This window comes from Rivularia sp. UHCC 0363 (genome assembly GCF_034931125.1).
GTDB lineage: Bacteria > Cyanobacteriota > Cyanobacteriia > Cyanobacteriales > Nostocaceae > Rivularia.
The window spans coordinates 1-12,316 of sequence record NZ_JAYGHM010000034.1; the positions used below are offsets into that span (position 1 = coordinate 1).

At 39.8% G+C, this 12,316-nt stretch carries 9 protein-coding genes; 2 read left to right on the forward strand and 7 right to left on the reverse strand.

Features of this window, described 5'->3' with window-relative positions:
* Positions 1–163 precede the first annotated feature (163 nt).
* From VB797_RS19335 to VB797_RS19350, 4 genes are all read right to left on the reverse strand, one after another.
* Positions 164–811 carry a histidine phosphatase family protein gene (locus tag VB797_RS19335; protein ID WP_323239359.1) on the reverse strand — a complete coding sequence of 216 codons (648 nt, stop codon included), beginning with the start codon at positions 809–811 and terminating at the stop codon, positions 164–166.
* Positions 812–962: 151 nt separating this feature from the next.
* Positions 963–2,159: a hypothetical protein gene (locus tag VB797_RS19340; protein ID WP_323239360.1), complete on the reverse strand. Its 1,197-nt coding sequence runs from the start codon at positions 2,157–2,159 to the stop codon at positions 963–965.
* A 215-nt stretch (positions 2,160–2,374) separates the two neighbouring features.
* Positions 2,375–4,237, reverse strand: a complete 1,863-nt coding sequence (locus VB797_RS19345) for an ABC transporter ATP-binding protein (RefSeq protein WP_323239361.1) — start codon at positions 4,235–4,237, stop codon at positions 2,375–2,377.
* 412 nt (positions 4,238–4,649) lie between these two features.
* Positions 4,650–5,186, reverse strand: coding sequence for a single-stranded DNA-binding protein (locus tag VB797_RS19350; RefSeq protein ID WP_323239362.1), 537 nt, complete (start codon positions 5,184–5,186; stop codon positions 4,650–4,652).
* Positions 5,187–5,855: 669 nt separating this feature from the next.
* Between VB797_RS19350 and VB797_RS19355 the strand changes: the two genes are divergently transcribed.
* The gene (locus VB797_RS19355) at positions 5,856–6,053 is read left to right on the forward strand and encodes a hypothetical protein (RefSeq protein WP_323239363.1); all 198 of its coding nucleotides are present in this window, start codon (positions 5,856–5,858) and stop codon (positions 6,051–6,053) included.
* Between the two features lie 44 nt (positions 6,054–6,097).
* Here the strand turns inward: VB797_RS19355 and VB797_RS19360 are convergent, their stop codons facing one another.
* Entirely contained in the window at positions 6,098–6,313 is a 216-nt protein-coding gene (locus VB797_RS19360; protein ID WP_323239364.1) for a hypothetical protein, read from the reverse strand.
* Between the two features lie 356 nt (positions 6,314–6,669).
* On the opposite strand from VB797_RS19360, the gene VB797_RS19365 reads away from it, so the two are divergent.
* Complete coding sequence (locus VB797_RS19365; RefSeq protein WP_323239365.1) at positions 6,670–8,070, forward strand: ABC transporter ATP-binding protein; 1,401 nt, start codon at positions 6,670–6,672, stop codon at positions 8,068–8,070.
* 134 nt (positions 8,071–8,204) lie between these two features.
* On the opposite strand, the gene VB797_RS19370 is transcribed toward VB797_RS19365, so the two are convergent.
* Together VB797_RS19370 and VB797_RS19375 are read right to left on the reverse strand one after the other, a co-directional pair.
* On the reverse strand, positions 8,205–10,730 hold the full coding sequence (locus tag VB797_RS19370) for a mannose-1-phosphate guanyltransferase (protein WP_323239366.1): 2,526 nt from the start codon (positions 10,728–10,730) through the stop codon (positions 8,205–8,207).
* Between the two features lie 323 nt (positions 10,731–11,053).
* Positions 11,054–12,175: an amidoligase family protein gene (locus VB797_RS19375; protein ID WP_323239367.1), complete on the reverse strand. Its 1,122-nt coding sequence runs from the start codon at positions 12,173–12,175 to the stop codon at positions 11,054–11,056.
* Between the last annotated feature and the right edge of the window lie 141 nt (positions 12,176–12,316).

Consider the following 12,316-nt stretch of genomic DNA (forward strand, 5'->3'; position numbering starts at 1 on the left):
CTACCGGACAATTCGCGAACATTACCAGACAATTCGCGAGCTTTTCCGCTCCCGCTACCTCGACTCCGCAGAACTTATGTGGTCAAGTATTAGTAGTCGATTGGATTGATTCTGACGGATCTCGCATATCTACCTTGTTGCAAACCCTTCACCCCTAACTTGATTAATTAAACCTCACGGCTTCTTCAACTTCTGTCAAATGGGAAGTATCACCTTTTAGCTCCAATAACCATTTTGGTTCTTTACGAACAACTTTTACTAAGCTACATAAAGACGCTTTGACTTCATCTATTGCTATATCTCCTACTAACCCCATTGCCGCTCCTAGTACGGATGCACCATGTCCGACTAATAAAATATCTTGGGGGGAGTATTCTAAAGCCAAACATCTAGCAGTTTGGGCGGAACGTTGACGCATTCTGTGTCGAGTTTCGGGATATTTGGCTGCTATTTTTGATGTATAGCTAAGGTCAATGTGAGGATATAATTGCGCTAATTTTCGAGATGAAAGTCTTTTTGGTTCTTCAGTCATCCAATCGGGATTTAACCATTCACTCAATCCCGTTTCCAACTTGATCGGTAAATCAAGAACCGACGCGATCGCACTTGCTGTTTGTACGGTACGCAAAAATGGAGAAGCGAAAATTTGAGTAATTTTTTCTTTTCTAAGCCGATTTGCTAACTGCTGTGCCTGTACCATACCATCATCTGATAGCGGTGGGTCATAACGTCTTTCGGCTGTTAAAAACCAATCGGGGTTTACAAAGTCAAGACGATTTGCGTGTCTGGCTATCCAGATGATTTGCGACATATAAAAGCTGAAATTGATGCAGAATTAATATTATTACATCAATTGTAATACTTTGTAATATTCTTTGGACGGGGTTTTGTAAGTGGCGATCGGATTTACGCAAAATCAGAATAATTGCGTAATTTATCAAAGGAATTAAAGTTCAATTGTACTAATAACCATACCCATTATTCGGATACTGTACGGGAGTTTGCTGAGAATAAGGCGAATTAAACTGCTGTACGTTTGGTTGTGGAAAATTTGTTCCAGCGTTAATTGGTGAACTATAAGTATTCGGAGTAACTGTTGGGTTATTTCTATTATTCAATCTGTTGTAAATATTATTAATTCTTGTTTGTATTTCTGGACTATATCTATTGCCAGTTATTAGAGTATTGTTATTGCTATAGGGCTGTACTTGGTTGTTTAAATTTGGTTGATTGTAGTTATTTGTAGGTAGCTGATTGTTATAGTTGCTGTAGGAATTTTGTTGATTATAGTTATTTAAATACTGATTATTATTAAAGTCATAGGGTTGATTGTAATTGTTGTCAGGATACTGTATTTGATTATTATTAAAGTTGCTATAGGGATTTTGTGGTTGAGTATTTAAAGGTTGGTTGAAAACAGTAGTATCAACAAGGGGATTACTCGGATTTTGACGCAATCCTTGATTTATGGGTGATGTCGGTAAGGTTAAATTATTAGTTGAAGTTGCTGCGGTGGAATTTCCTTGACTTTGGTTATTTGGTCGATCAATTGCTGTTTTTAAAGCACTTTCGGAAGCCACATTCTGATTTGAATTATTATTTATGCCATTCGATGAAGTTTGCGGTACTTGCAAGGAAGAGAATGGAGAGATATTATTTGCGATCGCAGGCTGTTCGTTACTACCATTAAACTTTAATAAATTTTCAGCTTGAGCTAAAAAAGGATTTTGCGCTGATGGTGATAAGGTATTAGTTGTTGCCGATTGAGTATTTGATTTAATTTCGTTTGCGGTTTCACTCTTTTGTGCTAAATCTAATATTTTTGTGAGTTGCTCTTGGTTTTGTTTTTTTAATTTATCCCTCTCTTTTATATTTGTAGTTATGGGTATTTGAGCTTGCTGTTGGTCGTAATTAATTATTGATAAATTATCGATATCAGCAGCGATCGCTTTATCTTCTTCCGACAGTGGAGATTGATTTGATGATGTGGATGGAAGTTGATTATCAGTAAATTTTAAAAAGTCTGGATTTGTCCAATATTCTTTAATTACAAATCCCACAGTAGTTAAAAAAACCGCTGCAATCAGAAAACTAGGACGGGTTAAAACCGATAATCTAGCTTTGAGGTAACGTAAGCGAGGGGAAGTATAGCGTGACATGAGCAAAACCTGAAAGAATTATCTTAAGTTAACTTAGATTATTCCTTTATTTTAACGGTTTCTAATCCGAATTCCGGAAACATTCCAATTTTGAACCCCAAATTCTGTATAAAAATACAGTTTATTGATGATGATTTCATATTGACGAAGACGCAGCACTGCTACGTCTCTACAAGGGTTTTGCATTTTGGACAAAATTTATTTATTCTACACCTTTAAGTATTAACAGATTGCTGTCGCATTCTTTCAGGACTACCCGTAGGAATAGATGCAATCAATTTTTGAGTATATTCTTGTTTTGGTTCGCGGTAAATTTGTTGTGCGTTACCACTTTCGACTATTTCACCCCGATTCATCACTAAAATTCTATCGCTGATAAATTTGACGACGCTCAAATCGTGGGAAATAAAAATATAGGTTAATCCAAATTCATCCTGCAATTCTTTAAGAAGATTCAATACTTGCGCTTGTACCGATACATCTAAAGCGGAAACCGATTCATCGCAAATGATAAACTTGGGATTTAAAGCTAAGGAACGTGCAATACAAACCCGCTGACGTTGACCCCCAGAAAATTGATGCGGATAGCGGTTCATTGCATCAGCACTCAATCCGACTCTTTCTAATAAATATATAGCCCGTTGCTGCCGTTCTTTTTTATTCTTACCAATGGAGTGAATTACCAACGGTTCCATCACCGCTTCTCCTACCTTCATCCGCGAATCTAAAGCGCTAAACGGATTTTGGAAGACGATCTGCATTTCTCGACGCAGTTTTTGTAACGTATTCCCTCTGAGTTTGGTGATGTCTCTTCCTTCAAAAATTATTTCACCGCTTAAAGGTTCTACCAATCGCAGTAAACTTCTACCCAGAGTTGTTTTACCGCAACCCGATTCTCCCACCAATCCCAAGGTTTCCCCTTTTCTAACCTCAAAAGAAACGTTATCTACAGCCATAAAATGGCGTTTAGTACCACCAAACATTCCTTTGATGGGATAACCTACTTTCAAATTACGGATTTGTAAAAGCGGCTGTTGTTTTTCTAATATTGCTAATCTTTGAGCAATTTCTGCGGAAGTTACTTCTGGGGGTTGTACTGGTTGCTTGGCTTGAATTATTACATCTCCGCTAGCTGTTTCTTCTACGTTCATGTAGTCGGAAACTGTCAGCAATTTTTGAGGATGACGGTCTAAACTGGGACGACAAGCGAGCAAACCTTTGGTATAAGGATGTTCTGGATTTGTAAATATTTGTGCTGCGTTACCTTGCTCGACGACTTTTCCTTTGTACATCACCGCCACTCGATCCGCAATTTCCGCGATTAATCCCAAATCGTGGGTAATAAAAATCATTGCCATGTCGCGCTTTCGCTGTAATTCTGCTAGCAAATCGATTATCGTCGCTTGTACCGTTACATCTAAAGCGGTGGTAGGTTCGTCAGCAATTAGCAGCAATGGATTACAGGAAATTGCCATTGCAATCATTACCCGTTGTAATTGTCCCCCAGAAAGTTGATGGGGAAAGCGTTGTAATATTGCTTCTTTATGTTGTTTAACTAGCTGCGGAAGCTGTTGTTCATCTATATTCGGTGAAGTTTCAATTAAATTTTGACGAATTTGCTCGTCACTGGGAAGAAGTTTTACTTCCTGCAAACTATCGATCGCTTTTTGACGTGCTTCTGTTTGAGAAATATTCTGATGTCGTAAAATTGCTTCTGTTAGCTGAAAACCAATGTTGTAAACCGGGTTGAGCGAAGTCATTGGCTCTTGAAAAATCATCGCAATATCACCACCCCGGTAAAGTTGTAGCTCCTTTGCTGGTAGCTGCACTAAGTTCAGCGCTTCCCCATTTTCTTGGGGACGAAACCAAATTTCACCGCCACTAATTTTACCAGGATTCTGCAATAAACCCATGACAGCTAGGGATGTGACAGATTTACCGCTCCCCGACTCCCCTACTATCCCTAAAGTCTCTCCTCTATGCAATTGAAAAGAGATTCCATTTACTGCTTTGACAACTTTGCCATCATCGGAGAATTCAACTTGCAGGTTACGAACGTCTAAGACTGTTTCTCTCATGGAAGTCGGGGGTAGATTCTTAACTTTAATTTAACTGGATTTTAACAGGAGCTTGGGATTTATCAGTAGTAACTAAGTATTTTTTTGAATTTTTAGATTAAAAGTGACTGAATTATACCCGATTTCATCTTCTGGAGGTGGCAAGGGAGTAGGGATGTACCTCATTTACGTGGCATTCTGCTGTATATATTTATTTTCAAGTTCTTTGCTTTGATTTCCAGACTCAGCCTCAGTATATTCAGATGAAGACCAAATATTATATATAGGTTATAGCAAATGTTGCAATGGATACGGTAGCCAATATAACGAATGTTCGTTTTGTGAAATTTAGGTAAAGTATGTACGGAAGATTATTTTTACGCTATTTAGAAATAAAGACGTTGCACTGCAACGTCTCTACATCGCGCAACACCTAAAATGGGATATCATCTTCAGGGATTTCTTCTTCCACTATCGCCCGATAGGTACTAGGCTCATAGTTACTCGGTTCGTATGTTGCTTGGGGTAAGGGTTCCGGTTGCGGAATACTTTTAGGGGGTGGGGTATTAACTTTATTTTTTGGGGGAGCAGTTACAGCTACAGATGCTTGGGGAGTCTCTACAGCAATTTCTTGCGGTTGTGTTTGCATGAAATTGATGTCAAAACCTGCTCCTAAATGCTGAATCTGCTGAACTGTCATTTCCGCACGTTTCTCTTTGAAACCTTCGGGACGTTCGATGGTATTCATGGTTAAACGTCCGATCAAAATTACGCGATCGCCAATATGGTAGTTTTGTTGAATTTCTTTGGCTAAGTTACCAAAACCTACGACTTTTAAGTTTGCTGGTGGATCGTTTTCTCGCAACCCCCCAAATTGGACTAGCATTTCCGTAATTTCTAATTGATTATCTGCTTTGTAACGCAGTTCGGGTTCTTGAATAATTTCTGCCATCAATACACAACTGTTCATAAAGACCTCACGGGAAGTGGGAAACTCAGCGTCTTTAGACCTGAGAGGAAAGCGACACGGGTGGTTTTAACCACCGTGGTAATTAAACCAGTTGAACGTTTTATCAAAAACACTTTATTTTTGCTAAAATATCTACATTAATCAAATATTGGTAAGTCACAAACAAGAAATAAAAATCAATTAAGCAGGTTGACGTTGAAAATTGTAATTAGGACAAGGGAGTAGGGAGTAGGCAATAGGCAGTAGAAGTAAGCCTTTTAACCCAATTTACATTTTGTTACATAATTCGGTTTGTTTGTGCCAACTTACTTATTAAATTTAAATTATGCATGCCGTAATGACTACCATTTATGTTTAATTTTTGTTTGTTTTCAAACTTTCTTAATAATAAATTACTACCTGCTCCCTCAACTCCGGTATCTTCGAGCGGGACAGGATTAATTAATCTTCAGACGCAATCTATTTATATGATAAAAGCCAAGCTAAAGTTACGAACAGATACCATTAACAATTCGGTAACTTTGCCTGACAGATGATTCTGCAATTAGCAGTACTATTGTACCATATTAGAAAGGCATTGCAGTAGCTATTTTTAACTTGTAGCAATACTGGCTCAATGGAAAACTGCTAATATGATACTGCTTTCGTAGATATCACCATACCAAGTAAATGTTTGGATATTACATAGAACAATCTAAGCTAGATTTGCAAGCTCGCAACCCTAACGGTAAGCCTCAAGGATTTAATACAAGTATTAAAGGATTCAATACAAGGGAAGAAGCGCAACAAGCTTTGGGAGAAGCAGAAAAAGAAGCTAGAGAAGCTGGATTCCGAGTTATTGATAGCAGAGTTTATGAATACGATTAATTAACAGGACTTCAACGCTGCTTTGTCAACCCGATCTTGGTAATCTATAAATAAAATCGGCAGATAAAACCCCGATCAATTTCTTTTCTTGCAGCGATTATAGCTTCTTGAGACGATTTACATCCAACTTCGTCAACGCACATCAATTCATAGCCTTTCCATATCCGATATCCCCATTGTTTATCCAACGTTTCATGAGAATGATGATACGCCTGTATTACGTAACCTTTATACTTTGTTAATTCCTTAGTGCTATACATAAAGTGTCTTCACAAATATATCTGTCTGCGCGGACACCCCTACATTCCCGTTAGGCTGACGTATTATTATATACCGTTTATTAAAAGTTTACATATATATATTGAGTGTAAAAGACTGATAAAGAAAGATTCAGAAAGCACAAAGAAAAGGAAACCCGTTCAGATAATACTAATAAATTGTTTTTTAGCAACTGTAAAATTACTGAGTTGCGAATAATCTGATTAATCGTATTAATACTTAATATAAGTTTATTTACTTTCTTTTCACAAATCTAAGCTGTATTATTAGCGCAAAACATTCTGCTCGACGGGGTGTAAGTGTTAATAATCAAAAAGTATCGCTATGGTCAGGACTCGTGACGCAAGTTGTTTTAGAAAACGTTTACAAGAGTTTTCCGAGCCGCAGAGGTGAAGATAGTGCTTTGAGTAACTGGCATCGTAGTAGTAGTGTGAATGTACTGCGGCGAATTAGTCTCACGGTCAAAGATGGCGAATTTATGGTGTTGGTAGGACCTTCTGGCTGTGGAAAAACTACTTTGCTACGGTTAATTGCAGGTTTAGAAGATGTTACCGGGGGTAATATCTTGGTAGGAAACCGTCTTGTAAACGACCTTTCTGCTTCTCAAAGAAACATTGCGATGGTGTTTCAAAATTATGCTCTTTATCCCCACATGACGGTTTATGACAACATTGCTTTTGGGTTGAGACTGCAAGAAGCAGGGAGAAGAGATGGTGAGACCACTCGCGTGCGGAGGTTCCCTCCGTTGAGCGAAGTGGGGAACCCGTTCGCGAAGCGTCTCCGTAAGGAGAAGGGGGAGAGGGGGAGAGGGGGAGATGGGGGGAACGTAAAAGGAAGAGCAATCAAAATAGCAGAAAATTTATTAGTAGCGGTGACAAGAAAGTTACCGAAAGGATTGAGATACGTTTCCGAAAGAGAGAATTTAGTACACGAAAAAGTAATTAATGTCGCGCAATTACTGGAAATTGAAGAGTTATTAAATAGATATCCCAAAGAATTATCGGGGGGACAAAAACAGCGAGTTGCATTAGGACGTGCGATCGCTCGAAATCCGCAAGTATTTTTGATGGATGAACCGCTTTCTAACTTAGATGCAAAACTGAGGACACAAACCCGTGCTGAGATAGTCAAATTGCAGCGTCAGCTAGGAATAACCACAATTTACGTGACCCACGACCAAACAGAAGCAATGACAATGGGCGATCGCGTCGCAATTTTAGATCGCGGTCAAATAATCCAGGTTGCTCCTCCCCTAGAAATTTACAATCGTCCCGCAAATCGTTTTGTAGCAGAATTTATCGGCTCACCACCAATGAATTTTATTACTGTCAAATTTCAGTCACCTTGTTTGATAACCAAAGGTGATTTTCGCTTAACTTTATCAGAAAACTGGGGTAATGCCCTACGGAAATATAGTGGACGAACCCTAACATTAGGAGTTCGTCCAGAACACTGGAATATAAGTTTACCTGCAACTAAGAATTTACCCGCACAAGTAGAATGGACGGAAAACCTCGGTAACGATAGTTATTTAGCAGTAAAACTGATTGAAACAAGCTTTCAGAAAGAATACTTAGCAGCCGATTTGTTACAGGTAAGAGTTCCACCAGAAAAATTGGTAAGAACGGGAGAAAAAGTATGGTTGTCCCTAAATCCAGAAAAAATTCACTTTTTCGATCCAGAAACCGAATTAGCCATACTTCCTAAAAGTAACTCCCCGTCTTTACCGTTTGAATAATGGGAATTTCGGATTAGGAGTTAGGAGTTAGGAGTTAGGAGTTAGGAGTTAGGAGTTAAGAATTAAGAATTAAGAATTAATATTCCCCTTGTACCCTTGTACCCTTGTCCCCTTGTCCCCTTGTCCCCTTGTCCCTAAACTTCCACTACCACTTCTTGCTCGGTTTCGACAAACTCTTGAACGCGAGCGCGGTATTTTCTTAGGGATTCATCGACCCATTCGCGATCGTTGCCGTTAACATATAGATGTACTAATGGTTCGCTAGCGTCTGGTAGAACTAGTACCCAACTATCGTCGTAGGGCTGACAAATTTTCACCCCATCAATTAATTCCAGTTGTTCTGGGGGATGAGTTTCTACTAAGTGCCGCATTAATGCACCTTTGACCGTCCAAGGACAGCGGGTTGTGTAAGTTTTATGAATTACGCGGGGTAATTCGGAACGTACTGTGGTAAGGGAACGTTCTTGAATTGTGAGCATTTCAATCAGTTTGGCAATACAGAACATTGCATCAAATCCGGGATGCAGTTGTGGCACAATAAAGCCGGTCTCTCCACTACCACCCAAAACTACATTAGGATTCTTTTGACAAGCTTCCATTAATGCTGTGGGATTTGCTTTGGTGCGAATTACTTTACCATCATGACGACGGGCAATTTGCTCTACAGCGCTAGAAGAATGCACTGGTACTACTACACTTCCCCTGGGGTGAGCAGTTAACATCATGTCTACCATCAAGGCTGTGAGCATTTCCCCGCGAATGGGAATACCGGATTCATCAACTAGTATCAGTTGTTCGCCGTTTGCCGTGACCTGTACGCCAAAGTTCGCTTTGAGGGCTTCGACTACATGACCTAACTGGGTCAGCAAGGCTTCCAGATCGGTTTCTGAACTGGCAAGTTTATTTAAACTGGCATTGAGTACCACCGCATCAGCACCAAATTTATCTAACATCTGCGGTAATACAGCCCCAGATACTCCATAAACGTAATCAATTACGACTTTTGCCCGACTGTGACGAATGGTATCGATATTTATGAGATTTTCAAAAGCGTTGCAGTAACGGTCAGCTAACTGACTGGGATAGGCAACATTACCAATTTCGTGAATTTGCGCCCGTCGCATATCTTCTTTAAAATATGCACCTTCGATTTTCTTTTCTTTGGCTTTAGGAATATTGATTCCCTTAGCATCAAGAAATTCAATCAAGATATAGTCGGGACGGTTGGGATGGATACGGACGTGAATACCGCCAGCTACGCCCATATTAGGGATGATGGTACGGGCGATCGGTAAAGCCGTTGCATCTAGGTTTTGAATTTCGATGCCTACAGACATTAAACCAGCAATCAATGAGCGAGTTACCATCCGGGATATATTCCGCTGGTCGCGAGACACCGTAACTTGGCAACCTGGTTTTAAAGTGGAACCATAAGCAGCACCCAACTTAACTGCAAATTCTGGAGTAACATCAATATTTGCTGACCCTTGAACACCCCGCTGTCCAAATAAATTACGTTGGGCAATGTTACCCCAAATCAAATTTATATTTAAAATCGCGCCCGACTCAATCTTTTTACTGGGCCATACGCGCACACCGGGGCTAATTTGAGCTTCTTCTCCCACCGTGGACAGCGAACCAACTACCGCTGCTTCCAGGACATGAGCGCGACGATCTACACGAGTACCGCGAGAAATTACGCAGGCACTTAACTGAGCTTCATCACCAACTATTGCTCCGTTCCAGACTATTGGGCGCTTCAAATTGGCATCGGCACCAATGGTAACGTTGTCTCCAATCACGGTTCCTGCTTCGATGTGGACTCTATGACCGATACGACAGTTATCGCCAATTAATGCTGGTGTTTCAATTACCGCTGAAGACTCGATGTGAGTATTTTGACCAACCCATAAACCGGAGGAAATTTCCTTATAGGGAAAATCAGCTTTAACTTTGCGGTTGAGAACATCATACTGAGCTTCGCGGTAAGCATCTAAATGTCCGACATCGCACCAGTAACCGGAAGCAACATAGCCAAACATCGGCTCGTCTTTTTCGAGAAGTAGCGGGAATAACTCTTTGGAAAAGTCCGATTCTTGGTTCGCGGGCAGATATTCCAAAACTTCAGGTTCTAGAATATAAGCGCCGGTATTTACGGTATCGGAAAAAATTTCGCTAGTGGAAGGTTTTTCTAAAAAGCGTTTGATGCGTCCTTCTTCATCGGTAATGACTACCCCAAATTCAATGGGATTAGGAACGCGGGTCAAAATTAAAGTGGCTTTGGATTTTTTTTCTTTGTGATATTTAATTGCTGCTGTCAGGTCAAAATCAGTGATACTATCTCCGCTGATCACCAAAAACGTATCATCTAGAAGCTCAGCAATGTTCTTTACGCAACCTGCCGTACCTAAAGGCTGGTCTTCTTCCACAGCGTAGGTCATCTGTACGCCAAAATCGCTACCATCTTGGAAGTAGTCTCGCATCGTATCTGGCAAATAATGCAAGGTCGCAATAATTTCTGTAATGTCGTGCCGTTTGAGAAGATTGATGATATGTTCGGCAATTGGTCGATTGAGGATAGGCACCATTGGTTTGGGTAGGTCGCAAGTTAACGGACGAAGCCGCGTCCCGGAACCTCCAGCCATAAGTACTGCTCGCATAAATCCTCCATTTCATTGGTTTCTAACAGTCGTCATGTTACTAGTATTGAATTGAAGTACTGGGTTGTGAAATAATAGAAATCAAGAATTAGCAATCGGTTACTTGGATAGAATTCTAGCCCTCAATTAATAGTCTTTCATCGCCAGTCAATGCAATCAACTTTTCAATACTTGATAAATAAAGCTATATGGTTCTGTATCTAGTTTCCTAGGTCTCCTGAAATTTGAGGAACTTCCTCAAGATGCATATAGTCACAATTAAATTATCTATAAAATCGGCGCATCTTAACCAAAAAAAGATATTAAGCGTTTGGTTCAAGTTGCTAAGATGTCGTATTTGCAGCGCGAGTTAACCATATATTGCGAACATCTTCTGACATTGGGAGTAATTTAAGAAATTCTTGCACCGATTCTAATTTCCATTCTAAGGGTGCATGAGACGATATTTGAATTTCACTTACATTCATAGCATAACGAATAATTGCCTCGCATAGTGCCGCAGCTTCGATAATTGGCTGTGAATCAAGCCAAACTGGAAAAATACGGGCTTCAAAGGTCAGTTTATCGGGGATGGGATGAATTAAGTTTTTGAGGTTAAAGTCGCAATATTTTGTCAATTCAAGTTTAGCTACTCGCAATCGAGCTTCTTTCCACGGTAATTCCCGAAAGTCGGATTCGTTAACTAATTTTAATAAGGCTAAATCCCAACTTCCCAAGCGTCTGCATTTGGGGTTAGTTCCTACTAATCTTTTCAGGTTTTCTCCATGTGTGTGGAAAATATTGACTAAATTAGTAAATACATTTGCAGAACATAATGGTTTTGCATCAAAGTGGATGTGAGTTGCACCTTCAACGGGAGCAGTAAAACCAAGTAGACGCGCTGTTTTTAAAAGGACTTCTAAATTTTCCAGATGATTTGTATCGATAGGTGCTGAAATTAGCTCGCAGGGACGTTCTCGCTCTCCTGGTAACGGTGCTGCGATCGCCACGGGATTTCCAGTACGATCGGCAACACGCACCATTCCTTCTACTCCTTCTTCTACACGAGTCCCAAATAAATCGGCGATCGGGTGAAGAACTTCGGCTTGATTTTTTTCAGCGTTTGCTTGACGAGTGATTAATTCTAAAAAACGAGTATCGTCGCTAACAATTCTATACCATCCCGGTTTCGGTAGTTGCGACTTATTTAAATCATCTTGCAGAGTTAAATCATCAACGCATTTGGCAATTAAATTTCCTTGTCGATCTATAACTTCAAAACCCAAAGTTAGATTATGAAATAAAGGCTTTCCCGGAACAAGACTTAGTTCGGATTGAGGATAAAATATCCGACGCATCAGACCATTGTTTGCTAGTGCGATCGAATCTGCTAAATCTTTTCTACTTAATCCGAGTGGTGCTAATAATTCAATTTCACAACCAATTTTCCAATTTAATGTTGACATATAAGTTTTTAATTGTAAGTAATTATAATTAGATATAAAAATAGGCAGGCTAAAAGCCCACCACTAGATATAGCGGTTTTCACTTGGGTAAAATCCAGACTAAACCTCACCGAGTAAAATTTTAAGGTCTGAGCAAGACGG